The following is a 26,287-nucleotide window of genomic DNA, read 5'->3' as shown; positions in this document are numbered from 1 at the left end:
GCGGGGGCCGGATTTGAACCGACGACCTTCGGGTTATGAGCCCGACGAGCTACCAGGCTGCTCCACCCCGCGTCCGTGGAAGCGCACTATACTCGGTTAGGTTTGTGATGCAACCCCTTTTTCACATAAATCATTAACTTTGTATGTAAATTGAACGGCGTTGCGATATTTGGACTATTTTTTGCTCAGAATTTGCCAAAGGGCATGTGATTCCGTTTCTTTAGAACAGTGGGTTTGTTATCTTCATCACGCGGTAATGGGCAACTTTAAGACGAGATATAATGAAAGGACGTTGGGCGAAGTATCTAATGACAGGGGCAATGGTAGCCATTCTTGCGGCCTGCTCTTCTAAACCGACCGATCGCGGTCAACAGTATAAAGACGGGAAGCTATCCCAGCCTTTCTCTTTAGTTAATCAACCTGATGCCGTTGGCGCACCGATCAACGCCGGAGACTTTTCCGAGCAGGTTTACCAGATCCGCAACGCGTCGCCACGTCTGTATGGCTCACAGAGTAGCGTTTATAACGCGGTTCAGGACTGGCTACGCGCGGGCGGTGATACGCGCAATATGCGCCAGTTTGGTATCGACGCCTGGCAGATGGAAGGGGCGGATAACTATGGCAACGTCCAGTTTACCGGTTACTACACCCCGGTTATCCAGGCGCGACACACGCGTCAGGGCGAGTTCCAGTATCCCATTTACCGAATGCCGCCTAAACGCGGTCGTCTGCCGTCCCGCGCTGAGATCTACTCCGGTGCGCTGAGCGAAAACTACGTTCTGGCCTACAGCAACTCGCTGATGGACAACTTCATCATGGATGTTCAGGGCAGCGGCTATATCGACTTTGGCGATGGCTCCCCCCTGAACTTCTTTAGTTATTCCGGTAAAAACGGTCATGCCTATCGCAGCATTGGTAAAGTGCTGATCGACAGAGGCGAAGTGAAAAAAGAAGACATGTCGATGCAGGCGATCCGCGAGTGGGGTGAAAAACACAGCGAAGCCGAAGTGCGTGAGCTGCTGGAACAGAACCCGTCGTTTGTCTTCTTTAAACCGCAAAACTTTGCGCCAGTGAAAGGGGCGAGTGCCGTTCCACTGATTGGCCGCGCCTCGGTAGCTTCGGATCGTTCTATTATTCCTGCGGGCACCACGCTGCTGGCGGAAGTGCCTCTGCTGGATAACAACGGCAAATTTAACGGTCAGTACGAGCTACGTCTGATGGTCGCGCTGGATGTCGGCGGTGCGATTAAAGGTCAGCACTTCGATATTTATCAGGGCATTGGCCCGGATGCGGGGCACCGTGCAGGCTGGTATAACCACTATGGGCGCGTATGGGTGCTCAAGGCAGCCCCTGGCAGCGGTAACGTATTCAGCGGCTGATTGTGGTATTCTGAGTCGTACTGAATTAACAGAGAAGGGTGAGGAATAACCTCACCCTTTTGACATCTGAGGTTTTATGTCTGTAGTAATCAGCGATGCCTGGCGTCAGCGTTTTGGCGGCACGGCACGTCTATATGGTGAAAAAGCCCTGCAGCTGTTTGCGGATGCGCATGTCTGCGTCGTGGGGATTGGCGGTGTTGGCTCCTGGGCGGCGGAAGCGCTGGCGAGAACCGGCATTGGCGCGATCACGCTGATTGATATGGATGACGTTTGCGTCACCAACACCAACCGTCAAATCCATGCCCTGCGCGATAACGTCGGGCTGGCGAAATCTGAGGTGATGGCGGAGCGTATTCGCCTGATTAACCCGGAATGCCGCGTGACGGTGATCGATGACTTTGTGACGGCAGATAACGTCGCCGAATACATGAGTAAAGGCTACAGCTATGTCATCGACGCGATCGACAGCGTGCGTCCAAAAGCGGCGTTGATTGCCTACTGTCGGCGTTACAAGGTTCCTCTGGTTACCACCGGGGGGGCGGGCGGGCAAATCGATCCCACGCAGATTCAGGTGGCCGATTTGGCAAAGACGATTCAGGACCCGCTGGCGGCCAAGCTGCGCGAGCGCTTAAAAAGCGATTTTAACGTCGTGAAAAACAGTAAAGGCAAGCTGGGCGTTGACTGTGTCTTTTCGACTGAAGCCTTAGTCTACCCGCAGGCTGACGGTTCGGTGTGTGCGATGAAAAGCACGGCGGAAGGGCCAAAAAGGATGGATTGTGCCTCAGGCTTTGGTGCGGCCACCATGGTGACTGCCTCTTTCGGCTTTGTAGCCGTCTCTCACGCCCTGAAGAAAATGATGGCGAAGGCGGAACGTCAGGCCTGAGCCTGACGCGCGGCATCCTGTACCGCCTCACTGAGTGCGACCAGGCCCTGACCGCGCGAGGCGCTGAGCTGCGCCCGTAGCCCCAGTTCATCGAACAATGCCAGCGGCGAGTGCGTCAGCAGCTCCGCCGCGCTTTTCCCTTCCACGGCGGTTAACAGTACCGCCAGCAGCCCGCGAACGATACGCCCTTCGCTGTCGCCAAAGAAATGCAGTTTTTCACCGGATACCGTGCATCCCAGCCAGACGCGGTTCTCGCAGCCGGAAATCTCTTTCGCCTGCGCTTTGCGTTCGTCTGACAGCGCCGGCAACTGCTTGCCGAGCAGGATCAGCTGGCGATATTTATCTTCCCATTGCAACAGCGGGGCGAAAGTCTGTTTTAAGGTCTCTTCTGTGATGACCGTGCCAAACGGATGCTCGGCTAACGCTGAACTCGTCATTAATCCACCAGTATTTCAAGGGCGCGGTCAACGGCATCAACCAGCGCATCCACATCGCTTTGCGTATTATACGGCGCAAACGACGCACGCAGCGTACCGCTAACACCCAATGCGGCCAGTAATGGTTGCGCGCAGTGCTGGCCGGCACGCAGGGCAATGCCATACCCGGCAAGCAGCGTAACCATATCGCTATGATGAACGCCGGCAAAATCAAAGGCCAGCAGGCTTGAGTCCTGCACGCGGAACGATCGAAAACCCGGACGTTTCTGCAGCGCTTCTTCTGCAAGCGTCGCCAGACCCCGGCTCCAGCGTTCTGCCTGAGCGATATCCGTTTCAGCCAGCCATTCAAGCGCGGCACTCAGACCGATGACGCCTGCGACGTTCGGCGTTCCGGCTTCCAGACGGTAAGGGACATCCTGAGTTTTAAAGCCCTCAAAGGTCACCTCGGTGATCATTTTGCCTCCCCCAAGCCACGGCGTCATTTGCGCCAGCAGAGCCGGTTTTCCGTACAGCACTCCGATCCCGGTTGGGCCGTACAGCTTATGTCCTGAGAAGGCATAAAAATCAATATCCAGCTTTTGTACATCAGCGGGGAAATGCACCACGCCCTGGGCACCGTCGACCATCACCACCATGTCGTTGGCGTGGGCCACGTCGATGGCCAGAGCCAGATCCGGGCAACCCCCTGTGACGTTCGACATTTGTCCGAGAGCCAGAATGCGGCTGCGGGGGGTAATGAACTCAGATAAGCGCGCTACGTCTGGCAGAAGATCTGCACCCAGCGGCAGTTTCACAATGCGCGCGCCCGTTTGCTCAGCCACCATCAGCCACGGAACCAGGTTGGCGTGGTGTTCTGCCTCGCTGACAATAATTTCATCGCCGGGCTTTAGCCGCGGGCGCGCATAGCACTGGGCCACCATGTTAATGGCTTCAGTTGTGCCTCGCGTCCAGACGATGTTTTTCCCGCTTTCGGCGTTGATCAGGCGTGCGACCTGATCGCGCGCGGCTTCATAGCGCGCGGTTAATCGCTGTGCTTCGGCAAACTGGCTACGGTGCACGTTCCCGGCGCTCAGGCTGTAGAACTGCTGCGTCGCCTCAATGACTGCCTGAGGCTTAAGGGCGGTGGCAGCGCTATCAAGGTAAATACCGGCATCGGCCAGCGCCGGGAACTGTGCGCGAAACTGCGCGGGACTGAAAGCGTTCATGGAATTCCTCATCTCAATAGTGAGATCGTCGCGCAATTTCATCGGCAGGGCAAGGAGGTTGATATCTATCAGATTTGTCTGCTAATCCTTACTTATCCTGGCGACTCTGAAAAAGCAGGTTATGCTAAATAAGGTTAGGTGAATGTTTAAGCCTGTTATAAATCGATGTTTGAATAGCATTAATTGCTAAAGGAGAATAAGCATGAAAAAGACAGCCGCCATTATCTCTGCCTGTGCGTTGACCTTTGCCCTGAGCGCCTGTTCCGGTAACAACTACGTAATGCATACTAACGATGGCCGTTCTATCGTCTCTGAAGGGAAACCGACAACCGATAACGACACCGGTATGATTTCGTATAAAGATGCGAACGGGAATAAGCAGCAGATTAATCGCACTGACGTGAAGGAAATGAAAGAAATCGAGCATTAATCGATCGCAGGCGAAAAAAAAGCACCGCAAATTGGCGGTGCTACATTAATCACTATGGACAGACAGGGTAAATGTACAGGAAGTGAAAAATTGGTAGCGTTGCTACCGTGGTCTGAATCGCAGACCAATTGCAAACACAACAACACAACATCACAACCGTAAGCCAAAAGCCCTTCAGAACACGCATTCCGAAAAAAGCTCTTCGTTCCGGCTCAGGAAGTGCCGCCACTATAGGTATTTGCTGGTAGTTCCTCAACGGACAAATTATAATGGCTCAGATAAAAAAAACTAATAGGTTAAACATTGTTTCCTGTTTGTTAAATCTCGTTAACATCTAAGCCAGATAACCATGTCGAAGCGATTGCCACCCCTAAATGCATTACGTGTTTTTGATGCAGCAGCACGTCACCTGAGTTTCACGCGCGCAGCCGATGAGCTTTTTGTGACACAGGCCGCAGTAAGTCACCAAATCAAGTCTCTGGAGGATTTCCTGGGCCTTAAGCTGTTCCGTCGGCGCAACCGTTCATTACTGTTGACCGAAGAGGGGCAGAGCTATTTTCAGGATATTAAAGAGATTTTTTCCCAGCTCACGGAAGCCACGCGCAAGCTGCAGGCCCGCAGTGCAAAAGGCGCGCTGACGGTAAGTTTATTACCCAGTTTTGCCATTCAGTGGCTGGTGCCAAGACTCACAAGCTTTAACTCAGCTTATCCGGGAATCGACGTTCGAATCCAGGCGGTGGACCGTCAGGAAGACAAGCTGGCCGATGATGTGGACGTCGCCATTTTTTATGGCCGCGGTAACTGGCCAGGCTTGCGTGTGGAAAAATTATACGCAGAATATCTGCTGCCGGTCTGTTCACCGCTGCTCTTAACGGGCGAAAAGGCTCTGAAGACCCCCGCTGACCTGGCGCGACATACGCTTTTACATGATGCTTCTCGCCGTGACTGGCAAACTTATACCCGTCAATTAGGTCTTAATCATATAAACGTGCAGCAGGGCCCCATTTTTAGCCACAGCGCAATGGTGTTACAGGCTGCCATTCACGGGCAAGGCGTGGCGTTGGCGAATAACGTCATGGCGCAGTCCGAAATTGAGGCAGGCCGTCTGGTTTGTCCATTTAATGATGTGCTGGTCAGCAAGAACGCGTTTTATCTGGTTTGTCATGACAGTCAGGCAGAACTGGGTAAAATAGCCGCTTTCCGACAGTGGATTCTGGCGAAAGCGGCGAGTGAGCAAGAAAAATTCCGCTTCAGGTATGAACAGTAACTTTTGTGTGCCGGGCACGCATCACTTTAGGATTTAAACATGACCAGCCGATTCATGCTGATTTTTGCCGCGGTGAGTGGCTTTATTTTTGTTGCACTGGGCGCCTTTGGCGCACATGTATTAAGCAAGTCGTTGGGGGCGGTAGAAATGGGCTGGATCCAGACCGGCCTTGAATACCAGGCATTCCACACGCTGGCGATTTTTGGGCTGGCGGTGGCAATGCAGCGCCGCATCAGCATCTGGTTTTACTGGAGCAGCGTATTCCTGGCGTTAGGCACCGTGTTGTTCAGCGGTAGTCTGTACTGCCTGGCGCTTTCGCATTTACGCCTGTGGGCGTTTGTTACACCTGTCGGCGGCGTCAGCTTCCTGGCAGGTTGGGTATTAATGTTTATCGGAGCCATCCGTCTGAAACGCAAGGGCGTTGTTCATGAATAAGGTTGTTTTATATTGTCGCCCGGGGTTTGAGAAAGAGTGCGCCGCGGAAATTACTGATAAAGCGGCGAAGCGCGAAGTCTTTGGCTTTGCACGCGTTAAAGATAATGCCGGCTACGTCGTATTCGAGTGCTATCAGCCTGAGGATGCGGATAAACTCGCGCGTGAGCTGCCGTTCAGCTCACTGATCTTCGCTCGCCAGATGTTTGTCGCAGGTGAACTGTTAAAAGATCTTCCGCCGGAAGACCGCATCACGCCGGTTGTGGGTATGCTGCAGGGCGTCGTGGAAAAGGGTGGCGAGCTGCGTGTTGAAGTCGCGGACACCAACGAAAGCAAAGAGCTGATGAAGTTCTGCCGTAAGTTCACCGTACCGCTGCGCGCTGCACTGCGTGACGCAGGCGTGCTGACAAACTACGAAACGCCAAAACGTCCGGTGGTGCATATATTCTTTATCGCCCCCGGCTGCTGTTACACGGGTTACTCCTACACCAATAACAACTCTCCCTTCTTCATGGGCATTCCGCGTCTGAAATTCCCTTCAGATGCGCCAAGCCGTTCTACCCTGAAGCTGGAAGAGGCGTTCCACGTGTTTATCCCGGCGGATGAGTGGGATGAGCGTCTGGCGAACGGCATGTACGCGGTCGATCTCGGCGCGTGTCCGGGCGGCTGGACCTATCAACTGGTGAAACGCAACATGTGGGTCTCTTCGGTTGATAACGGCCCGATGGCCCAGAGCCTGATGGATACCGGACAGGTCACCTGGCTGCGTGAAGATGGTTTCCGCTATCGTCCCACCCGCAACAACATCTCCTGGATGGTGTGCGATATGGTTGAGAAGCCAGCAAAAGTGGCCGCGCTGATGGCCTCCTGGCTGGTGAACGGCTGGTGCCGTGAGACTATCTTTAACCTCAAGCTGCCGATGAAAAAGCGCTATGAGGAAGTCTCGCAAAACCTGGCCTATATCCAGGCGCAAATGGATGAGCACGGCATTAACGTGGAGATTCAGGCGCGCCAGCTGTATCACGACCGCGAAGAAGTGACGGTGCACATTCGTCGCTGGTGGGCTGCTGTCGGCGGACGTCGCGACGAGCGATAATACGCGTTACATTGCCCGGTGGCGTTTTGCTTGCCGGGCGATTCATCTGAAAACGATTTAACGTTCTAAGCGCAACTGCTGCAAGTTCCCGTCCAGCTGTAAATCCGTCTGTAACGTCGCCACATCCCGGCAGATAAAGGCCATCTCTTTATGCGCCTCCAGCTTTTTGCGCCATTTTTCGGGGACCTCGTCCAGCCTGGCGTAAATCCCTTCCAGACTCTGAAAATCTGTCAGCAGTTGGGCGGCACTTTTCGGCCCGATGCCTGCCACTCCCGGAACCTTCGAGCTGCTTATTCCGGCCAGCCCCCAGTAGTCAGGAAGTTGTTCCGGCGAGACGCCAAACTCACTGGCGATAAAGGGGGCATCAAGCCAGCGCTTCTGGAAGTAATCGCGAATGCGGACGGTGGGCGAAAGCAGCTGGCAGTAGCCTTTATCGGTTGAGACGATGGTGGCCTGATGTCCGGCGCTCGCGACCTTGACGGCTAACGTGGCAGCCAGATCATCGGCTTCATTGCCATGGGCTCCCCAGCAGGGAACGCCGCGCTGTTCAAAGGCGGCGCGAATGGCCGGCATTTCGGCATGCAAATCGTCAGGCATTGGTGCGCGCCCGGCCTTGTAGTCGGGAAGGCGCTGGTGTCGCCAGCCGCTGTTACGCGCTTCGTCATCAAAAACGGCAACCACATGGGTCGGTTCGCTATGGCGGATAAGTTGCTCCAGCGCGTGCAGACACGTGTCCTTACAGGGCGTACCTTGCACCGCATGGATCCGGCGAATGAGGTTGAGCGCATCGACGATAAGCAAATGAACAGCCACAGATAATCTCCCTTCTGTTTAATGGGGGAAGGGTAACATTGTCAGCGGTGGGAAACTATGTGCGGTGGGGAAAACAGGAAGAAGCCTCGCAAAACGAGGCTTCCTGAAAGGCTTAATCGCAGGTCACGATCTTCATCGCCAGGCCGCCGCGAGATGTTTCGCGGTATTTGGCGTTCATATCTTTACCTGTTTCGTACATGGTTTCGATAACTTTATCGAGGCAAACGCGCGGTTCACTGGTACGACGCAGCGCCATACGTGCGGCGTTGACCGCCTTCACGGAGGCGATGGCGTTACGCTCGATGCAAGGCACCTGTACCTGTCCGGCAACCGGGTCGCAGGTCAAGCCCAGGTTATGTTCCATGCCGATTTCAGCCGCAATACAGACCTGTGTCGGGCTTGCGCCCAGCAGTTCTGCCAGACCCGCCGCAGCCATGGAGCAGGCGACGCCAACTTCACCCTGACAGCCTACTTCTGCACCGGAAATGGAGGCGTTCATCTTGTACAGTGAACCAATCGCACTGGCGACCAGCAGGTAGCGTGCCAGCGAGTTGGCGTTCACTTCGCGGATAAACTTGTCGTAGTACGCCAGTACTGCCGGAACGATACCGCAGGCGCCGTTAGTCGGTGCTGTCACCACGCGGCCACCCGCAGCGTTCTCTTCGTTTACCGCCAGCGCGAACATATTGATCCAGTCAACGACCGCCATAGGGTCCGTGGTCGTTTTGTCGGTGCTCACGAGCATACGACGCAGCGCTGCCGCACGGCGTGGTACGCGAAGCTTACCGGGCAGAACGCCTTCGGTAGTGATCCCACGTTCGATACCGCCGCGCATGACTTCCCAGACGTTGGTGAAGTGCTGTTCCAGTTCCGCTTTGCTGTGCAGGGCCAGCTCGTTTTTCATCATCAGGCCGGAAAGGGAGAGACCCGTTTCCTGGCAGTGACGCTGAAGATCCGCCGCGGTTTTGTACGGATAAGGCACGTCAACGGAGGATGTGCTGGTTTCACCAAAGTGGTCTTCGTCGACGATAAACCCGCCGCCGATAGAGTAGTAAGTCTGGCTGTATACCGCTTTGTCACCTGCCAGCGCGGTAATACGCATTCCGTTTTCGTGCAGTGACAGGTTGTCAGCATGGAAATTCATGCAATGATCAACCGGGAATTCCACTTCATGTTCGCCATTTGCCAGCAGCAGGCGACCGTGGGTATTGACGTCCTGGATGAAACCAGGGATCGCATCAATATCAACGGTATCCGGCAGGTTTCCTGCCAGGCCCATGATAATGGCGATATCAGTATGGTGGCCCTTACCTGTCAGGGAGAGAGAGCCGTACACATCGACAACCACGCGGGTTACGTCGTGCAAAATGCCGCGCGCAATCAAGTCATCCGTGAACTGCTTACCGGCTTTCATTGGTCCGACGGTGTGAGAGCTGGAAGGACCAATACCGATTTTGAAAATATCGAATACGCTAATCATGATGCGTCCATTGCTTTCAGTCAGAGGGGGAGGAGTGCGCCGTCCTGAGACGGCGCGGGTGATAATCAGAACATGGTGTACAGGGAGTAGAAGATTGCGGAGATAGCGATAAGCCCCATGATAACCACGAAGATATTGCTAATCTGACCGCTGTACTTGCGCATTGCAGGTACTTTCTGAATCGCGTACATCGGCATCAGGAACAGAATCATCGCGATAACCGGGCCGCCCAGGGTTTCAATCATGCCCAGGATGCTTGGGTTCAGCGTGGCAACTGCCCAGGTGGTGACCAGCATGAACAGCGCGGTCATCTTGTTCAGTTTGTTGACTTCAATGCTCTTGCCTTTACCGCGCAGAGATTTAATCACCATACCGTTGAAGCCTTCACGTGCGCCCAGGTAGTGGCCGAGGAAGGATTTGGTAATGGCGATGATCGCGATGATAGGTGCCATCCACGCGATGACCGGTGCGTTAAAGTGGTTCGCCAGGTAAGACAGAATGGTGATGTTCTGCTCTTTCGCTGCTGCCAGATCCGCCGGGGAGAGGCTCAGTACGCAGCTGAAGACGAAGAACATAACGGTCAGCACCATCATGATGTGTGCACGCGCCAGGATGCTGGAGCACTTCTTCTCTGCACCGTCGCCGTACTCTTCACGCTTCGCCACTGCGAAGGAGGAGATGATCGGTGAGTGGTTAAAGGAGAATACCATCACCGGGATCGCCAGCCACAGGGTCATCAGCAGGCCGTTACCGGTCGCAGATGCGCTGCTCAGGGAGAGCGTTTCCAGCGCGGCACCGTGCCACTGTGGAATCAGATACAGCGCCAGTACCATCAGTGCAGCCACAAACGGGAACACCAGGATGCTCATCGCTTTCACGATCATCTGCTCACCGAAACGGACAATGGTCATCATGCCCACAATCAGGATCAGAGACAGAATGGCACGCGGTGGTGGCGTCATGTGCAGCTGGTGCAGCATGAAGCTTTCAACGGTGTTAGTGATTGCAACGCTGTAAACCAGCAAAATAGGGTAAATCGCGAAGAAGTAGAGCAGGGTAATCAGTTTACCTGCGCCCACGCCGAAATGTTCTTCAACGACTTCAGTAATGTCTTCGCCAGGATTTTTACCGGACAGCACGAAGCGGGTCAGGCCGCGGTGCGCAAAGTAGGTCATCGGGAAGGCAATGATAGCCATGATGATCAGCGGAATCAGACCGCCGACGCCTGCGTTAATAGGAAGGAACAATACACCAGCGCCGATAGCTGTGCCGTAAAGGCCAAGCATCCACATGGTATCTGATTTGCGCCAACCACTTCGGGATTCAATCGAAGCAACGGTGCTGGTTTGAGTGGTTTCCATCTGTATCTCCTGGAGGAAGCAAATTGTCAGGTTTGTAGTCAAATCCGATGAAAAAATGCCTGACGGTAATATGAAATTCGTTCAGTGACGGTTTTTTAATAATTTTCGCCCGTAACTATTGGCGGGCGGAAAGATACATTCTCGTTATGAATCTATCAGTGATCCCGATCCCAATTGCAATAATCCACTTTTGATGTGGGCATCTTTAGACCATTTATCTATTAAAAAAACATCGAATAGGATTTACGGGCGCGAAGGCTACCATCAACAACATGTGAGCTAAAAGAGCACCCGCGAAGATAGGTGTCTTACGCTGTAAAGAAATGGGTTTTTAGGATTTTCTGGCAGGTAATTTAGTTTAAGGCTGATAATTTACGGTTGTAAAAACGAGGTAATCGTTTGCGTGGTGTCAGAGTTTGTAAAAGGTATAAGCAATATCTATGAGTTGTTTCGGTAATAAAAAAGCCGGGCCCCACAGCATCGTGGCCCGGCTTTTATCAGGAGAGTGAAAATGTTACGTGCAGATTTCGTAGCAAGGAATGTACGCTGACCCGGGTAGCTTCATGCGGTGCTGGGCAACAAAGCCCTGCAGCATGTCATCCATGCGGCGCATCATTTCGCGATCGCCATGGATCTTATACGGACCATACTTCTCGATAGCACGGATACCCATCTCTTTCACGTTACCCGCCACGATGCCGGAGAAGGCGCGTCGCAGGTCGGCAGCCAGGACTTCTACCGGCTGGTCCGGGTACAGTTTCAGGTTGGCCATGTTTTCGTGCGAGGGTTCGAACGGGATCTGCAGGTCCGGCGCGATGCGGATTGACCAGTTAAAGCTGTAGGCATCTCCGGTGTCGCGACGGTTCTCTTTAACCAGCGGCATCGCTTTTTTCATCTGACGCGCCACTTCTGCCGCATCGTCAATGATGATGCGATAGTGACGACGCGCGGTTTCCCCCAGCGTATGCACGATAAACTCGTCCAGTACGCGGAAGTAGTCAGCGCTCTCTTTCGGCCCGGTCAGGATCAACGGCAGAACCTGATCTTTGTTAGCCGGGTTCATCAGAATACCCAGCAGGTAGAGCAGCTCTTCTGCGGTTCCCACGCCGCCCGGGAAGATGATTATCCCGTGGGCGATACGGACGAACGCCTCAAGGCGCTTCTCGATATCCGGCATAATAATCAGTTCGTTAACCAGCGGGTTAGGTGGCTCAGCGGCGATGATCGACGGCTCGGTCATGCCGATAAAGCGCCCTTCTTTGTAACGCTGCTGAGCGTGTCCCACTGCCGCGCCTTTCATTGGCGCTTCCATCGCCCCGGGACCGCAGCCGGTACAGATATTCAGCTCACGCAGGCCGAGTTGGTTACCCACCCGACGGGCATAGAGATATTCGGTTTCGTTAATCGAGTGACCACCCCAGCAGACGACCATATTAGGGGCTTCGCCCACGTGCAGGGCGCGGGCGTTACGTAAAATGGAGAACACCAGATTGGTGATATGTACCGAGCTTTCCAGGTCAAGATGCTGGAAGCGGCCTGCGTTGTGGATCTGCCCGTTAACAAACAGGATGTCACGCAGCACGGCAAACAGGTTGGCCTGAAGGGAGCGAATGATGCGTCCGTCCACAAAGGCCTCTTCCGGCGGGTTGATCACTTCAAGTTTCACGCCACGCTCGCGGCGCAGCACGTTGATATCAAAGTTTTCGAAGCGGGACAGCAGCTCTTTACTGTTGTCGGTCAGGCTTCCGGAGTTCAGTACGGCAAGTGAACAGTTACGAAACAATTGATAAAGATCGCTGCTGGCCGTGCGTTTAAGCATGTCCACTTCCAGCTGCGACAACATATCCATTGAGCCAAGAGGGCTAATATGTGTAATCAAGTGAGCTCCTTACGGGACGATTATCGTCTTTCCCTGTTGATTACAATAGCCCTGGCTTACGACGTTTCACAACCTAAAGCGCGGAATAGACCGCGCATATTGCGAAAATATTTAGGTTACTGGCGTACAAGACGGCCGGTGGCAGGCACAAAGTCTGTGTTGGTGCGCCATGGATTGATATCCAGACCACCGCGGCGGGTGTAGCGCGCATAAACGCTTAACGTTTCGGGATGACAGAAACGCTGAATATCATTAAAGATGCGCTCCACGCACTGCTCGTGGAATTCGTTGTGATGGCGGAACGACACCAGGTAGCGCAGCAGTTTTTCCCGGTCAATCTTCGGACCGCGATACTGGATCTGCACGGAGCCCCAGTCCGGCTGATGGGTGATCAGGCAGTTGGATTTCAATAAATGACTTACCAGCGTCTCTTCAACGATCTTTCCGCTCGCCGCATTTTCGAGGTAATCGGTACTAAATTCGTAATTATCCACTGCGATATCCTGATCGTCGATGCAGGTGCCGTTGAAGTGGGCAACCGGCTGCCCTTCCAGCTCATTCAGACGATAGAGTGACACGCTCACCTTACCCTGTGCGCAGGCGCTTAAATCCCGCTCCAGGGTATGCTGAACCTCTTCCTGACTGTCGAATTTGGTCTGGTTAAAGCTGTTGAGATAGAGCTTAAAGCTTTTGGATTCCACCAGGTTTTGGCTGGCATAATCCAGTTCAACATGGCCCACAGCAACCTGCGGCAGACCGCGGGCGTTGAGCCAGGAAAGCTCGTAGAGCGTCCAGATATCACCGCCAACAAACGGCAGCGCGTCAGCGCGCAGGCCCAGAGGATCGCGATTCAAACTGCGCGGTACGCCCTGCAGCAGGCTTGCATCGTAGGTGTCGCGGTAATCGGTCGATTTACCCAGCGTTAAGCCCGTTAACGCCTGATGATTTTCGTAAGACATGTTTCATAGCCACTTTACAGGTACACTTATGGGCTGAGTTTATCCTGTCTTACAAGAAGAGAGAAATCGGTGGACATCGAAACTGCAAATGCCCTCACTGCCTTCACGACCCGCTATTGCGATGCATGGCATGAAACGCACGGCACATGGCCGCAAAGCACTGACTTATATGGTGTACCTTCGCCATGTATTATCTCTTCTCCGGATGATTACGTTATCTGGCAACCGCAACCCCCGACGGGTGAGCAAAATGTAAATGCGGTTGAACGTGCAATGGACATTGTGGTACAACCAGCGGTTCACGCGTTTTATACCACGCAATTTGCAGGGGATATGCCTGCGCGATTTGCTGGTATCACGCTGACGCTGTTGCAGACCTGGAGTGAAGACGATCTGCAGCGTGTTCAGGAAAACCTGATTGGTCATCTGGTCACGCAAAAACGCCTTAAGCTTTCTCCGACGCTCTTTATTGCCACGCTGGACAGTGAACTGGACGTTGTCTCAGTCTGCAACCTGTCTGGTGAAGTGGTTAAAGAGACCATCGGTACCCGCAATCGCGAGACTCTCTCCCCCTCACTTGCGGAATTCCTCACCCGACTTGAGCCACTTCTGTAATCCACGATGCCATCGCGCGTGTGAGAGATCTCTTACAGAGTTGTGAGAGATCGCTGGATCATTCAGTATTGCCTTAATTAATTAAGATTAACATTACTCTATTTTTCAATATGTTAATGAGCTATCGCCGCGTCCAGGGGGGCACGGGACGGCTTACAGCGCTGCCAGCATGGGTTGTAAGACGAAGCAGAATAGCGGATTCTAGTTGTGTCGACAGGACGCCGACACGAGAAACGAACATCAGGATGATGGCGTTTCTCACCAGGAACACGTCAGGATGACGCTGCAGGAAGGCTTCAGGATGAAGCAAAAGGATCGCGCAGGATGCGTAAGGGACACCTCCAGGAAGGGAGAATGAGAGCCGGTCAGGATGGTCGGTGGGTCAGGATGGCCAGGACGTTTCAGGATGAAACAAACACATCAGGACGATGTGAGCAGGATGCACAAGGTGAAGGATGACCAGGCCTTCGGGCTTCAGGAAAAGTTGTCACGGATGAGCAGGGAGCACGAATTGTAGCTGGATTGCTGCGGAACGAACCGGGAGCACTGTTTTTACAGTGCTCCCTTTTTTTATTTCTGTCTCCTGCAATGCTATGCTGCGCGCCGTTCACTTTTTCAGTTGAGGTTACTATGACGCAACACGATAGCGTTCGTGCCCGGTTGCACGCCATCGAGGCATTATTGCGCCAACATCAGCTGTGGCAGGAGACCGCGCCGCAGCCAGAAGCCTTCGCAAGCACTCAGCCGTTCTGTCTGGATACGCTGGCACCGTTCGAATGGCTCCAGTGGGTATTAATTCCGCGCATGCACGCGCTGCTCGACGGTGGCCACCCGCTGCCGCAGGCGTTCGCTGTTGCGCCTTATTATGAAATGGCGCTGGACGCGACCCACCCTGCGCGCGATGTCATGCTGATTGAGCTGGAAAAGCTGGATGCTGTGTTTGCCGGTGAAGATGCATGACGCTTGAGATCCTCTATCAGGATGAGTGGCTGGTCGCGGTAAACAAACCGTCTGGCTGGCTGGTGCACCGAAGCTGGCTGGACCGCGATGAAAAAGTGGTGGTGATGCAAACCGTGCGCGACCAGATTGGTCAGCACGTCTTTACGGCTCATCGTCTCGACAGGCCAACCTCCGGTGTATTGCTGATGGGGCTTTCCAGCGAAGCGGGCCGCCTGCTGTCGCAGCAGTTTGAACAGCACCAGATCCAGAAACGCTACCACGCGATCGTTCGTGGCTGGCTGACGGAGAGCGCCACGCTCGATTATCCGCTGGTGGAAGAGCTGGACAAGATTGCCGATAAATTTGCCCGCGATGACAAAGGCCCGCAGCCTGCCGTGACGGATTACCGCGGCATGGCGACCACGGAAATGCCGGTGGCAACCAGCAAGTTTCCGACCACCCGCTACAGTCTGGTTGAGCTGTTGCCCAAAACCGGGCGCAAACACCAGCTCCGCCGTCACCTGAAACATCTGCGTCATCCGATTATTGGTGACAGCAAGCACGGCGATTTGCGCCAGAACCGCAGTGCTGCCGAACATTTTGGCTGCGACCGTCTGATGCTGCATGCCAGTGAACTGAGCCTGACGCACCCGTTTACCGGCGAACCGCTGACTCTCCATGCGGGGCTGGACAACGTCTGGATGCAGGCCCTGTCACAGTTTGGCTGGCTGGGGCAACTCCCCGAAAATGAAAGGGTTGAGTTTGTATCGGGCAACGTTCAGGATGAACAGCAAGCGCAATAATCAAGGAAATACATCATGGCTGAAGTGGGCATTTTTGTCGGCACAATGTACGGCAACTCGCTGCTGGTAGCAGAAGAGGCTGAGGCGATACTCGCAGGTCAGGGCCATAAAGCCACGGTCTATGAAGACCCGGAGCTGGCAGACTGGGAAAAGTACAAAGATAAATACATTCTGGTGGTTACCTCCACTACCGGGCAGGGCGATCTGCCGGACAGCATCGTGCCGCTTTTCCAGGCAATCAAGGATCAGCTTGGCTATCAGCCGGATGTTCACTACGGCATCATTGCTCTGGGCGACAGTTCTTACGCCAATTTCTGTGGCGGTGGTAAGCAGTTCGATGCGCTTTTGCAGGAACAGAGAGCGCAACGCGTCGGTGAGATGTTGCTGATTGATGCAGGTGAACACCCTGAGCCAGAGAGTGAATCGAACCCGTGGGTTGAACACTGGGCAACGCTGCTTAAATAACCCTCTGGCCGGGCAGCCCTTCGCATACCCGGGCCCCGGGCCCCGGGCCCACGTGGCGCGAGCGCAAACACAAAACGGTAACGTCGGTTACCGTTTTGCTTTTCTCCCGCCTTCCGGCGAATTCCGTGAACTACCTTCCACTGCTTTGGGCTTATGCCCCAAACAACTTCTCATTGACCCCTCAATGTTGTGTTCATGCACGGTGAGGGACAGAGGCACTTCTCCCTATACTTTTCCGGTCAGTCATCAAAAAGGCAGTGCGCACTATAAAACGGCATCAAGCCGTACCAAAACTGCCAAATACTAACCCTCATTCTGGTTACCCTACCGGTGCTGTACAGAATGAACTGGCGAGAGCCTGGATTCAGGAGTGCAACAATGAGTACATTAAGCCACGCGGCGAGCAGCGCTGAGAAGCGCACAAATGCGCGCTACTGGATAGTGGTGATGCTGTTTATCGTCACATCCTTTAACTATGGTGACCGTGCCACGCTGTCGATTGCCGGTTCTGAAATGGCAAAAGACATTGGTCTTGATCCGGTTGGCATGGGCTACGTTTTCTCCGCATTTTCATGGGCCTACGTTATCGGCCAAATTCCTGGCGGCTGGCTGCTTGATCGTTTTGGCTCCAAACGCGTCTATTTCTGGTCCATCTTCATCTGGTCGGCATTTACCCTGTTGCAGGGCTTCGTCGATGTGTTCAACGGATTTGGCATCATCGTTGCGCTCTTCACCCTGCGCTTCCTGGTGGGCTTAGCCGAAGCACCTTCCTTCCCCGGTAACAGCCGTATTGTGGCGGCGTGGTTCCCGGCGCAGGAGAGGGGAACGGCGGTAGCAATTTTTAACTCTGCGCAATACTTTGCGACGGTGATCTTTGCACCCATTATGGGCTGGCTGACGCATGAAGTGGGCTGGTCACATGTCTTCTTCTTTATGGGGGGGCTTGGGATCATCATTAGCTTCGTCTGGCTGAAAGTGATCCACGAACCGAACCAGCATCCCGGCGTGAATAAAAAAGAGCTGGAGTACATTGCTGAAGGCGGGGCGCTGATCAACATGGATCAGAAATCGGCAAAAGCAAAAGTGCCGTTCAGCCAGAAATGGGCGCAGATCAAACAGCTCGTCGGTTCGCGCATGATGATCGGCATCTATCTGGGCCAGTATTGCATTAACGCCTTAACTTACTTCTTCATCACCTGGTTTCCGGTTTACCTGGTGCAGGCGCGCGGGATGTCGATCCTGAAAGCGGGCTTTGTGGCGTCAGTCCCGGCTATCTGCGGTTTTGTAGGGGGGGTGCTGGGGGGTGTGATTTCCGACTGGCTGATGCGTCGTACAGGCTCTTTGAATATCGCGCGTAAAACGCCGATTGTGCTCGGCATGCTGCTCTCCATGACCATGGTGTTCTGTAACTACGTCAGCGCTGAGTGGATGATTATTGGCTTTATGGCGATGGCCTTCTTCGGTAAAGGGATCGGTGCCCTCGGCTGGGCGGTCATGGCGGATACCGCACCGAAAGAGATCAGCGGCCTGAGCGGTGGACTGTTCAATATGTTTGGCAACATCTCCGGGATTGTGACCCCCATTGCCATCGGCTACATCGTGGGAACCACTGGCTCCTTCAACGGCGCGCTGATTTACGTTGGCGTACACGCGCTGGTGGCGGTCCTGAGCTACCTGGTTCTGGTGGGTGATATCAAGCGCGTGGAACTTAAACCTGTAGTGGAGCGCGGCTGATGACGACTCAATCAAGCCCGGTGATTACCGACATGAAGGTCATACCGGTAGCCGGACAGGACAGTATGCTGCTCAACATCGGCGGCGCACATAACGCCTGGTTTACCCGTAATATCGTGGTGCTGACGGATTCCGCGGGCCACACCGGCGTTGGGGAAGCGCCGGGTGGCGAGGTTATCCACCAGACGCTGGTAGACGCCATTCCGCTGGTCGTCGGGAAGGAGGTAGCTCGCCTCAATAACGTGGTGCAGCGGGTGCACAAGGGCAATCAGTCGGCAGACTTTGACACGTTCGGCAAAGGCGCCTGGACGTTCGAACTGCGCGTCAACGCTGTCGCCGCGCTAGAGGCTGCGCTGCTTGATTTACTGGGTAAGGCGCTGAAGGTCCCGGTCTGCGAACTGCTGGGGCCAGGAAAACAGCGCGACGCGGTGACGGTGCTCGGTTATTTGTTTTACGTTGGCGATCGCAATAAAACCGACCTGCCTTATCTGGCGCATTCCCCTGGCGACCACGAGTGGTATCACCTGCGTCACCAGGAGGCGCTTTCCGGTGAGGCGGTGGTTCGGCTGGCGGAAGCCGCGCAGGATCGCTACGGATTTAAAGATTTCAAGCTGAAAGGCGGCGTATTGCCCGGCGAGCAGGAGATTGAAACTGCCCGCGCGCTCAAAAAACGTTTCCCGGATGCGCGCATTACGGTGGATCCGAACGGTGCATGGCTGCTGGATGAGGCCATTGCCTTATGCAAAGGGCTGGACGACGTGTTGACCTACGCGGAGGATCCGTGCGGGGCCGAGCAGGGCTTCTCCGGTCGTGAAGTGATGGCGGAATTCCGGCGTGCCACCGGTCTGCCGGTGGCCACCAATATGATCGCCACCAACTGGCGTGAAATGGGCCACGCGGTGATGCTGAACGCGGTCGATATTCCGCTGGCGGACCCGCATTTCTGGACACTCTCAGGTGCCGTTCGCGTCGCACAACTCTGCGACGACTGGGGACTGACCTGGGGTTGTCACTCCAACAACCATTTCGACATCTCGCTGGCGATGTTTACACACGTTGGCGCGGCGGCTCCGGGCAACCCGACCGCCATTGATACCCACTGGATTTGGCAGGAGGGAGAAGCCCGCCTGACGAAAGAACCGCTGGTAATCAAACATGGCAAGATTGCCGTACCAGATGCACCGGGGCTGGGCGTTGAGCTTGACTGGGATCAGGTTCATCACGCGCATGAGGCGTATAAAAAACTGCCAGGCGGCGCGCGTAACGACGCGGGGCCGATGCAGTACCTGATCCCCGGCTGGACATTTGATCGTAAGCGCCCTGTTTTTGGACGTCACTGATAAAAGGATTGAACGATGAGTACTTTTACTACCCCTGTAGTCACTTCCATGCAGATCATTCCGGTCGCCGGCCATGACAGCATGTTGATGAACCTGAGCGGAGCGCATGCGCCGTTTTTCACCCGCAATATTGTCATTATCAACGATAACTCCGGGCATACCGGCGTGGGTGAAATCCCCGGTGGTGAGAAGATCCGCAAAACGCTGGAAGAGGCCGCTCCGCTGGTGGTGGGAAAAACGCTGGGCGAATATAAAAATATCCTCAATACCGTGCGAAGCACCTTCGCTGACCGTGATGCCGGCGGTCGTGGCCTGCAAACCTTCGACCTGCGAACCACCATTCACGTGGTCACCGGTATCGAAGCCGCGATGCTGGATCTGCTGGGCCAACACCTGGGCGTTAACGTTGCGTCGCTGCTGGGCGAAGGCCAGCAGCGCAGTGAAGTGGAAATGCTGGGCTATCTGTTCTTCGTTGGCGACCGCACGCTGACGCCGCTGCCGTACCAGAACCAGGCGGATGAAAAATGTGACTGGTACCGACTCCGCCACGAAGACGCGATGACCCCGGATGCGGTGGTGCGCCTGGCGGAAGCCGCGTACGAAAAATATGGCTTTAACGATTTCAAACTGAAGGGCGGCGTGCTTGCGGGTGAACAGGAGGCGGAAGCCATTACCGCACTGGCAAAACGTTTCCCGCAGGCGCGCGTCACGCTCGACCCGAACGGTGCCTGGTCTCTGGATGAAGCTATCCGCATTGGTAAACAACTGAAAGGCGTGCTGGCGTACGCGGAAGATCCGTGCGGGGCTGAGCAGGGCTTCTCGGGCCGTGAAGTGATGGCGGAATTCCGTCGCGCCACCGGTTTACCCACCGCGACCAATATGATTGCCACAGACTGGCGTCAGATGGGGCACACCCTGTCGTTACAGTCTGTCGATATTCCGCTGGCAGACCCCCACTTCTGGACGATGCAGGGGTCGGTGCGTGTGGCACAGATGTGCCATGAATTTGGCCTGACCTGGGGCTCGCACTCCAATAACCACTTTGATGTCTCGCTGGCGATGTTCACCCACGTGGCCGCTGCCGCACCGGGCACGATCACTGCTATCGATACCCACTGGATCTGGCAGGAAGGTAATCAGCGTCTGACCAGAGAGCCGTTTGAGATCAAAGGAGGCATGGTGCAGGTGCCAACCACGCCGGGTCTGGGCATTGAGCTGGATATGGATCAGGTGATGAAAGCCCACGAGCTGTATCAAAAACATGGTCTGGGGGCACGCGATGATGCGATGGCCATGCAATATTTGATACCTGACTGGAAATTCGACAATAAACGTCCGTGCATGGTACGATAAACGCATTGGGACCGCTCCCATGAGCGGTCGTTTACGTGGTGTATGCTTAACGTAATGACTATGCGTAAGGATGGCTTATGAAGATTGTTATCGCACCGGATTCGTATAAGGAAAGCCTGAGTGCCCTTGAGGTAGCCACCGCGATTGAGCAGGGTTTTCGCGAGATTTTCCCCGCGGCTGACTTTGTGAAATTGCCGGTCGCCGATGGTGGAGAAGGTACCGTAGAAGCTATGGTGGCGGCAACGCAAGGGCGCATTGTCCATGCCTCTGTCTCAGGCCCGCTGGGTGAGCCTGTGGACGGGTTCTATGGCATCTCCGGTGACGAACAGTGCGCGTTTATTGAAATGGCGGCGGCAAGCGGTCTGGAGCTGGTCGCGCCTTCGCAACGCAATCCCCTTCTTACCACCTCCTGGGGGACCGGCGAGCTTATCCGGCACGCGCTGGATGCGGGCGTTAAGCATATTATTATTGGCATTGGCGGCAGTGCCACCAATGACGGCGGTGCCGGCATGGTGCAGGCGCTGGGGGTAAAGCTGCTGGATACCAACGAGCAGCCCCTTGGACAGGGAGGCGGCGAGCTGGCAAAACTGGCCCGTATCGACCTGAGCGGGCTGGATAACCGTCTGGCGGAGTGCCGGATTGAAGTCGCCTGTGACGTCACTAATCCGCTCACCGGAGACGAAGGGGCATCCGCGGTCTTTGGCCCGCAAAAAGGCGCCACGCCGGAGATGATTGTGACCCTGGATAACGCCCTGGCGCATTACGCGCAGGTCATTGCCCGGGATCTGGATATCGACGTCATCAACCTTGCCGGCGGCGGTGCGGCGGGTGGAATGGGGGCGGCACTCTACGCTTTCTGCGGTGCGCAGCTTCGTCAGGGGATTGAGATTGTCACCGATGCGCTGCATCTGGCAGAGCAGGTGGCTAACGCCGATCTGGTGATTACGGGAGAAGGGCGCATCGACAGCCAGACGATCCACGGCAAAGTGCCGGTGGGCGTCGCGAAGGTGGCTAAACGCTTTAATAAACCGGTCATCGGTATTGCGGGTAGCCTGACGGCGGATGTCGGGGTGGTACATAATCACGGCATCGACGCGGTATTCAGCGTGATTTATACCATCTGTTCGCTGGAGGACGCGCTGGAAAATGCCAGCGACAATGTGCGGATGGCCGCACGCAATATCGCTGCAGTGCTGAAAGTGGGGCAGGCGTTCAGGCTCTGAACGGCGGGCAATCCTGTTTGCCCTCTCCCGGCGGGAGAGGGCAACGCTAGTTACCTAACACCTTCATGGCTTCCCGCGTCACATTATCCATCTCATCCAGCAGCTCCAGAAATTCCGGTTCAAGCTCTGTTTCCGGCGTGCCCGCGCGAAGCTGTTGCTCCAGCAGCTGGCAGAGATTCTTCAGCCGCGGCACACCGCTGTAGCCGCAGCTACCGTGCAGCTTATGAATGGCTTCCAGCAGATCTTCCGGGTTTTCACCCACCAGCTGCTCTTCGACCTTATTACGAATTTCCGGCAGAAACGCGACCAGCATTTGCAGCATATCGCGGGCCAAATCAGGCTTACCCGCCGCCTGGCGCAGCGCAAGCTGCCAGTCAAAGGTGGCGTTTTGACTGACGCTGATTTCCACCGGTTCGGACGATACCGTGTACGTTCCGCCGATATGCCCCGGCTTATAGCGTAACAGCAGGCTGTGCAGCTTCTCTTCGTCGATAGGTTTGGCCAGATAATCATTCATTCCGGCGCTCAGCAGCTTCTCTTTCTGACCGGCCATCGCGTGGGCGGTGACCGCAATCACCGGCGTTTGCTGCTGATGCGGGAGCTGACGGATCAGCTCGCAGGCACGAATGCCATCCATGCCGGGCATTTGAATATCCATCAGAATTAAATCGAACTGCATCTGTTTCGCATGCTCAACCGCCTGCGCACCGCTGGTACACAGCTCTACGTGCTGAACCTGATCTTCAAGCAACACGCCAATCAGCTTCAGGTTGGCCGGATTATCATCCACCGCCATTACGCTCATCGGCAATTTTTGTTCATCGTCAATCAGCGGCAGGGCGTGCTGGCTCAGACGACAGTATTCCGTCAGTGCTGGCAGCAGGCGGGTCGCGGTAAGTGGCTTAAGCAGGCAGGCGGCGGCCCCGTCATTTTTTAACTCTTCTGCATTGATCTGGGCATGACACGGCAGGGCCAGCAGCAGGTAGTCGGTCATCGATGCGGCTTTCGCCAGCCGTTCCTGTTGCATGGTGAGCTCGCCGGTAAAGGTGACCGGGACCCCCAACAGCAGGATGTCGTAATGCTCCACGGCAAGCGCTGAGAAGGTAGGGCTGTAGATCACCTCCAGCGGCGTGGTGCTTAAGATATCAAGCGTACACTGCGCCGCTGCGGCGTTCGGCTCAACGTAGGCAAGGCGCATTCCTTTCAGGCAATTGGTTACCGGACCGTCGGTCAACACGTTCGGGTTAAGGTCCAGATTGATATGGAACCAGAACGTGGAGCCCCGGTTTGGCTGGCTGTGGAAAGAGATATCTCCCCCCATCTCCTTAACCAGTTTCTGTGTGATAACCAGACCCAGCCCCGTGCCGCCATGACGTCTGGAAATACTTGCATCGGCCTGACGAAACGCCTGGAACAGACGGGACTGATCCCGCTCCGGAATACCGATGCCGGTATCGCGGATCTGAACTTCAATCTGAACCTTGTTATTACTGATGGAGCGCTTTTCCACCAGAATATCAATGTTGCCGCTTTCGGTGAATTTGATGGCGTTACCGACAAGGTTTGTAATCACCTGCTGCAGGCGCAGCGGGTCGCCAATGACGTTATCCGGCACGTCATTTTTAATGTTGAGCGTCAGCTCCAGGCCTTTATCGTGCGACGAGTGTGCGAGCAGCGTCACCACTTCATCGAGCGTGCTGCGCAGCGGGAACGGGATGCTCTCCAGGATCAGCTTGCCGGCTTCCAGCTTGGAGAAGTCCAGCACGTCGTTGATGATCGCCAGCAGGTTGTTGGCCGAGCGCTCAATGGTGTGCAGATGATCGCGCTGGGTTGGGTTCAGCTCGCTTTTTAGCGTCAGACGGGTAAAGCCAATCACGCCATTGAGCGGCGTACGCAGCTCGTGGGACATATTCGCGAGGAACTCGGATTTGATACGTGCGGCTTCCTGCGCGCGTTTTTTCGCCAGATCCAGCTCAACGTTCTGAATCTCCATCTGCTCCAGGGTTTCGCGCAGGTCAGAGGTCGCCTGGTCGACGTTGTGCTGCATCTCTTCGTGATACGCTGCCAGCGACATCGCCATCGAGTTAATGCCGTTTTTGAGCATATCGAGCTCGCCCAGCATAAACCCTTCCACCCGGCTGTCGAGCTGGCCCCGGCGAATGCGGTCGACGGTGTTAACCATGTTGCGAATGGGCCCCGTCACGTCACGCATCAGGCGCCAGCCGAAGATAAGTGCTATCCCGATACAGAACAGCATCATAACGCCGGAGATGAAAATTTCTTTGTACTGCTGCAGACGCACCGACTTGAGATCCAGCTCCAGCGCCACATATCCGAGCATATTGTCGCTGGATTTGGCATCAGACTGGGCGGATTCATCGGGTGAATAGCTTTCCGAAATAATCGGGGTGCGCAGGATCATGATATCGCCGCGTCGCAGCACGGTGAGGTGGCGCGGGAAGGGCGTACCGTCAGGAATTTTCAGGGCCGCTGGATCCAGATGAAAATTCGAGGTGACAAAGAGGCGGTTATGCTCGTCGTAAACGGAGATGGCACGCACGATATCCGAATGACGGCGGTGCAGCACGCTGATTAACTGACCTATCGATTCGCGGTTTTGCAGGTTCATCCCATACTCACTGGAGACGGCCAGCGGTTCGATAATGCTGGCACCGGCATCTTCCAGTTGCCGCTGCAAATCGTTATAGCGGTGCACCACAAAAAAGATACTCAGCAGCAAACCGATGAGAACGGTGGGGGCGAGGATCAAAATCATCATGCGCGCGCGCAGGCTGTAGTTGGTCATGGCGTTCCGTTATGGGACAATTAGGATAATTATGTTTATGTGAGAAAAATCTCGGCGATGGCGCAATTCTACTCTGCAAAGCGACGCGTGACGACGCGTCAGATCATAACTGTTGAAGCCACTGACCTCGATCCCTTTGGCCAGGGGGTTGCGCGTCATAATGGTAAGACACTGTTTATAACAGGTTTACTGCCAACAGAACGAGCAGAAATTACGCTGACGGAAGATAAACGCCAGTTTGCACGCGGGCAGGTTAAGCAGCGTCATAACGATAGCCCGGACCGCGTGAAGCCTCGCTGCCCGCATTTTGGCGTCTGCGGTGGCTGCCAGCAACAGCATGTCAGCACAGAATTACAGCAAAAAAGTAAAAGCAGCGCCCTGGCCCGCCTGCTTAAGCACGACGTCAACGAGATCATCGCCGACCAGCCCTGGGGCTATCGTCGTCGCGCGCGTTTGAGCCTGAACTATCAGCCAAAAACTGAGCGGCTGGAGATGGGGTTTCGCAAAGCCAGCTCCAGCGATATCGTCGATATCAGGCAGTGCCCCATTTTGGTGCCCCGTCTTGAGGCATTGCTTCCTGACGTGCACGCCTGCCTCTGCGGACTGGACGGCGTTCGCCACCTCGGGCACGTCGAACTGGTCATGGCCAACAATGGCCCGCTGATGGTGCTGCGCCACACCGCGCCGCTGTCGAAAAAAGATCGCGAAAAACTGGAACGCTTTTCGCATTCCCACGAGCTGGCGCTTTTCCTTGCCCCCCAAAGCGAGATACTTGAGCAACTGACAGGTGAAGCGCCCTGGTATGCGTCAAACGGGCTACGCTTAACGTTCAGTCCGCGCGATTTCATTCAGGTAAATGATGGCGTCAATCAGCAAATGATTGAGAAAGCGCTGATGTGGCTCGATGTGCAGAAGAGCGATCGGGTACTTGACCTGTTTTGCGGAATGGGCAATTTCACGCTGCCTTTGGCCCGGCAGGCGGCAAGCGTTGTGGGCGTCGAAGGCGTTGAGGCGCTGGTGGCTAAAGGGCAGGAGAACGCACGACAGAACGGCTTGCAAAATGTGACATTCTTTCACCAAAATCTTGAGGAAGATGTGACACAGCAGCCGTGGGCGATGCAGGGGTTTGACAAAATTCTTCTCGACCCGGCGCGCGCAGGTGCACCGGGTGTAATGCAACATATAATTAAACTCGCGCCCAGGCGCGTGGTCTATGTTTCCTGTAACCCGGCAACGCTTGCCCGAGACAGTGAGGCATTAATCCGTGCGGGTTACCAGATTCAGCGTCTGGCAATGCTGGACATGTTCCCGCACACTGGGCATCTGGAATCGATGGTGTTGTTTGAGCACATCTAATTAGTTTGGCTTGTCGACTTCGACAGGCCCTG

23 protein-coding genes are annotated in these 26,287 nt (G+C 55.1%); 15 read left to right on the top strand and 8 right to left on the bottom strand.

The window, feature by feature from the left end:
• Positions 1-281: 281 nt before the first annotated feature.
• Both mltA and tcdA read left to right on the top strand, forming a co-directional pair.
• A complete protein-coding gene (gene mltA, locus ACMVME_RS20935; protein ID WP_025203349.1) occupies positions 282-1,379 on the top strand; it encodes a murein transglycosylase A in 1,098 nt (365 codons plus the stop codon).
• Positions 1,380-1,455: 76 nt separating this feature from the next.
• Positions 1,456-2,262, top strand: coding sequence for a tRNA cyclic N6-threonylcarbamoyladenosine(37) synthase TcdA (gene tcdA / locus ACMVME_RS20930; RefSeq protein WP_006811804.1), 807 nt, complete (start codon positions 1,456-1,458; stop codon positions 2,260-2,262).
• Here tcdA and csdE read toward each other — a convergent pair.
• Both csdE and csdA read right to left on the bottom strand, forming a co-directional pair.
• Entirely contained in the window at positions 2,253-2,699 is a 447-nt protein-coding gene (csdE, locus tag ACMVME_RS20925; protein ID WP_014171435.1) for a cysteine desulfurase sulfur acceptor subunit CsdE, read from the bottom strand. The two genes, tcdA and csdE, sit on opposite strands and share 10 nt — an antisense overlap.
• Positions 2,699-3,904: a cysteine desulfurase CsdA gene (gene csdA, locus ACMVME_RS20920; protein WP_020883790.1), complete on the bottom strand. Its 1,206-nt coding sequence runs from the start codon at positions 3,902-3,904 to the stop codon at positions 2,699-2,701. Before csdA ends, csdE begins: the two co-directional genes overlap by 1 nt.
• 202 nt (positions 3,905-4,106) lie before the next feature.
• Here csdA and ACMVME_RS20915 point away from each other — a divergent pair, with 202 nt between their 5' ends.
• The 4 genes from ACMVME_RS20915 to rlmM all read left to right on the top strand — a co-directional run bounded on the left by ACMVME_RS20915 (position 4,107) and on the right by rlmM (position 7,129).
• Entirely contained in the window at positions 4,107-4,334 is a 228-nt protein-coding gene (locus tag ACMVME_RS20915; RefSeq protein WP_003862759.1) for a YgdI/YgdR family lipoprotein, read from the top strand.
• A 349-nt stretch (positions 4,335-4,683) separates the two neighbouring features.
• Positions 4,684-5,601: a glycine cleavage system transcriptional regulator GcvA gene (gene gcvA / locus ACMVME_RS20910; protein WP_014171433.1), complete on the top strand. Its 918-nt coding sequence runs from the start codon at positions 4,684-4,686 to the stop codon at positions 5,599-5,601.
• A gap of 39 nt (positions 5,602-5,640) precedes the next feature.
• On the top strand, positions 5,641-6,036 hold the full coding sequence (locus tag ACMVME_RS20905; protein WP_008499646.1) for a DUF423 domain-containing protein: 396 nt from the start codon (positions 5,641-5,643) through the stop codon (positions 6,034-6,036).
• Positions 6,029-7,129, top strand: a complete 1,101-nt coding sequence (gene rlmM, locus ACMVME_RS20900; protein ID WP_025203351.1) for a 23S rRNA (cytidine(2498)-2'-O)-methyltransferase RlmM — start codon at positions 6,029-6,031, stop codon at positions 7,127-7,129. Before ACMVME_RS20905 ends, rlmM begins: the two co-directional genes overlap by 8 nt.
• A gap of 57 nt (positions 7,130-7,186) precedes the next feature.
• On the opposite strand, the gene xni is transcribed toward rlmM, so the two are convergent.
• From xni to queF, 5 genes are all read right to left on the bottom strand, one after another.
• On the bottom strand, positions 7,187-7,942 hold the full coding sequence (gene xni, locus ACMVME_RS20895) for a flap endonuclease Xni (RefSeq protein WP_014171431.1): 756 nt from the start codon (positions 7,940-7,942) through the stop codon (positions 7,187-7,189).
• A 112-nt stretch (positions 7,943-8,054) separates the two neighbouring features.
• Positions 8,055-9,422 carry an L-serine ammonia-lyase gene (locus tag ACMVME_RS20890; RefSeq protein WP_032680378.1) on the bottom strand — a complete coding sequence of 456 codons (1,368 nt, stop codon included), beginning with the start codon at positions 9,420-9,422 and terminating at the stop codon, positions 8,055-8,057.
• 65 nt (positions 9,423-9,487) lie between these two features.
• The gene (locus tag ACMVME_RS20885; protein ID WP_020883794.1) at positions 9,488-10,783 is read right to left on the bottom strand and encodes an HAAAP family serine/threonine permease; all 1,296 of its coding nucleotides are present in this window, start codon (positions 10,781-10,783) and stop codon (positions 9,488-9,490) included.
• Between the two features lie 514 nt (positions 10,784-11,297).
• Positions 11,298-12,662, bottom strand: coding sequence for a nucleotide 5'-monophosphate nucleosidase PpnN (ppnN, locus tag ACMVME_RS20880; RefSeq protein ID WP_032680379.1), 1,365 nt, complete (start codon positions 12,660-12,662; stop codon positions 11,298-11,300).
• Positions 12,663-12,778: 116 nt separating this feature from the next.
• Positions 12,779-13,621 (bottom strand): NADPH-dependent 7-cyano-7-deazaguanine reductase QueF, encoded by an 843-nt coding sequence (gene queF, locus ACMVME_RS20875; protein ID WP_032680380.1) that lies wholly within the window; start codon positions 13,619-13,621, stop codon positions 12,779-12,781.
• 69 nt (positions 13,622-13,690) lie between these two features.
• On the opposite strand from queF, the gene syd reads away from it, so the two are divergent.
• The 8 genes from syd (at position 13,691) to ACMVME_RS20835 (ending at position 22,093) form a co-directional block, all read left to right on the top strand.
• The gene (gene syd, locus ACMVME_RS20870) at positions 13,691-14,236 is read left to right on the top strand and encodes a SecY-interacting protein (RefSeq protein ID WP_032680381.1); all 546 of its coding nucleotides are present in this window, start codon (positions 13,691-13,693) and stop codon (positions 14,234-14,236) included.
• Between the two features lie 630 nt (positions 14,237-14,866).
• Positions 14,867-15,196 (top strand): YqcC family protein, encoded by a 330-nt coding sequence (locus ACMVME_RS20865; RefSeq protein ID WP_032678877.1) that lies wholly within the window; start codon positions 14,867-14,869, stop codon positions 15,194-15,196.
• On the top strand, positions 15,193-15,978 hold the full coding sequence (gene truC, locus ACMVME_RS20860; RefSeq protein ID WP_014171422.1) for a tRNA pseudouridine(65) synthase TruC: 786 nt from the start codon (positions 15,193-15,195) through the stop codon (positions 15,976-15,978). The genes ACMVME_RS20865 and truC overlap by 4 nt, the downstream gene beginning before the upstream one ends.
• Before the next feature lie 15 nt (positions 15,979-15,993).
• On the top strand, positions 15,994-16,443 hold the full coding sequence (locus ACMVME_RS20855; RefSeq protein WP_068794974.1) for a flavodoxin: 450 nt from the start codon (positions 15,994-15,996) through the stop codon (positions 16,441-16,443).
• Between the two features lie 378 nt (positions 16,444-16,821).
• Positions 16,822-18,177, top strand: coding sequence for an MFS transporter (locus ACMVME_RS20850; protein ID WP_020883799.1), 1,356 nt, complete (start codon positions 16,822-16,824; stop codon positions 18,175-18,177).
• Positions 18,177-19,517, top strand: a complete 1,341-nt coding sequence (locus ACMVME_RS20845) for an enolase C-terminal domain-like protein (protein ID WP_068794973.1) — start codon at positions 18,177-18,179, stop codon at positions 19,515-19,517. The genes ACMVME_RS20850 and ACMVME_RS20845 overlap by 1 nt, the downstream gene beginning before the upstream one ends.
• Positions 19,518-19,532: 15 nt before the next feature.
• Positions 19,533-20,870, top strand: a complete 1,338-nt coding sequence (gene gudD, locus ACMVME_RS20840; RefSeq protein WP_020883801.1) for a glucarate dehydratase — start codon at positions 19,533-19,535, stop codon at positions 20,868-20,870.
• Between the two features lie 77 nt (positions 20,871-20,947).
• Positions 20,948-22,093 (top strand): glycerate kinase, encoded by a 1,146-nt coding sequence (locus tag ACMVME_RS20835; RefSeq protein ID WP_068794972.1) that lies wholly within the window; start codon positions 20,948-20,950, stop codon positions 22,091-22,093.
• A gap of 46 nt (positions 22,094-22,139) precedes the next feature.
• Here ACMVME_RS20835 and barA read toward each other — a convergent pair whose 3' ends face one another.
• The gene (barA, locus tag ACMVME_RS20830; RefSeq protein WP_068794971.1) at positions 22,140-24,899 is read right to left on the bottom strand and encodes a two-component sensor histidine kinase BarA; all 2,760 of its coding nucleotides are present in this window, start codon (positions 24,897-24,899) and stop codon (positions 22,140-22,142) included.
• A gap of 57 nt (positions 24,900-24,956) precedes the next feature.
• On the opposite strand from barA, the gene rlmD reads away from it, so the two are divergent.
• Complete coding sequence (rlmD, locus tag ACMVME_RS20825) at positions 24,957-26,255, top strand: 23S rRNA (uracil(1939)-C(5))-methyltransferase RlmD (protein ID WP_068794970.1); 1,299 nt, start codon at positions 24,957-24,959, stop codon at positions 26,253-26,255.
• Positions 26,256-26,287: the final 32 nt, after the last annotated feature.

The organism is Enterobacter cloacae complex sp. 2024EL-00711, assembly GCF_047529885.1.
GTDB lineage: Bacteria > Pseudomonadota > Gammaproteobacteria > Enterobacterales > Enterobacteriaceae > Enterobacter > Enterobacter ludwigii.
This window is presented reverse-complemented; position numbering and strand designations above follow the sequence as displayed.

Excerpts from the sequence above, each read along its gene's own strand:
- ACMVME_RS20915 (WP_003862759.1), top strand. The coding sequence starts at position 4,107 with ATGAAAAAGACAGCCGCCATTATCTCTGCCTGTGCGTTGACCTTTGCC.
- rlmM (WP_025203351.1), top strand. The coding sequence starts at position 6,029 with ATGAATAAGGTTGTTTTATATTGTCGCCCGGGGTTTGAGAAAGAGTGC.
- ACMVME_RS20855 (WP_068794974.1), top strand. The coding sequence starts at position 15,994 with ATGGCTGAAGTGGGCATTTTTGTCGGCACAATGTACGGCAACTCGCTG.
- csdA (WP_020883790.1), bottom strand. The coding sequence starts at position 3,904 with ATGAACGCTTTCAGTCCCGCGCAGTTTCGCGCACAGTTCCCGGCGCTG.
- barA (WP_068794971.1), bottom strand. The coding sequence starts at position 24,899 with ATGACCAACTACAGCCTGCGCGCGCGCATGATGATTTTGATCCTCGCC.
- rlmD (WP_068794970.1), top strand. The coding sequence starts at position 24,957 with ATGGCGCAATTCTACTCTGCAAAGCGACGCGTGACGACGCGTCAGATC.
- ACMVME_RS20905 (WP_008499646.1), top strand. The coding sequence starts at position 5,641 with ATGACCAGCCGATTCATGCTGATTTTTGCCGCGGTGAGTGGCTTTATT.
- queF (WP_032680380.1), bottom strand. The coding sequence starts at position 13,621 with ATGTCTTACGAAAATCATCAGGCGTTAACGGGCTTAACGCTGGGTAAA.
- ACMVME_RS20835 (WP_068794972.1), top strand. The coding sequence starts at position 20,948 with ATGAAGATTGTTATCGCACCGGATTCGTATAAGGAAAGCCTGAGTGCC.
- gudD (WP_020883801.1), top strand. The coding sequence starts at position 19,533 with ATGAGTACTTTTACTACCCCTGTAGTCACTTCCATGCAGATCATTCCG.
- ACMVME_RS20885 (WP_020883794.1), bottom strand. The coding sequence starts at position 10,783 with ATGGAAACCACTCAAACCAGCACCGTTGCTTCGATTGAATCCCGAAGT.
- ACMVME_RS20890 (WP_032680378.1), bottom strand. The coding sequence starts at position 9,422 with ATGATTAGCGTATTCGATATTTTCAAAATCGGTATTGGTCCTTCCAGC.
- truC (WP_014171422.1), top strand. The coding sequence starts at position 15,193 with ATGACGCTTGAGATCCTCTATCAGGATGAGTGGCTGGTCGCGGTAAAC.
- tcdA (WP_006811804.1), top strand. The coding sequence starts at position 1,456 with ATGTCTGTAGTAATCAGCGATGCCTGGCGTCAGCGTTTTGGCGGCACG.
- ACMVME_RS20845 (WP_068794973.1), top strand. The coding sequence starts at position 18,177 with ATGACGACTCAATCAAGCCCGGTGATTACCGACATGAAGGTCATACCG.
- csdE (WP_014171435.1), bottom strand. The coding sequence starts at position 2,699 with ATGACGAGTTCAGCGTTAGCCGAGCATCCGTTTGGCACGGTCATCACA.
- ACMVME_RS20865 (WP_032678877.1), top strand. The coding sequence starts at position 14,867 with ATGACGCAACACGATAGCGTTCGTGCCCGGTTGCACGCCATCGAGGCA.
- gcvA (WP_014171433.1), top strand. The coding sequence starts at position 4,684 with ATGTCGAAGCGATTGCCACCCCTAAATGCATTACGTGTTTTTGATGCA.
- ACMVME_RS20850 (WP_020883799.1), top strand. The coding sequence starts at position 16,822 with ATGAGTACATTAAGCCACGCGGCGAGCAGCGCTGAGAAGCGCACAAAT.
- mltA (WP_025203349.1), top strand. The coding sequence starts at position 282 with ATGAAAGGACGTTGGGCGAAGTATCTAATGACAGGGGCAATGGTAGCC.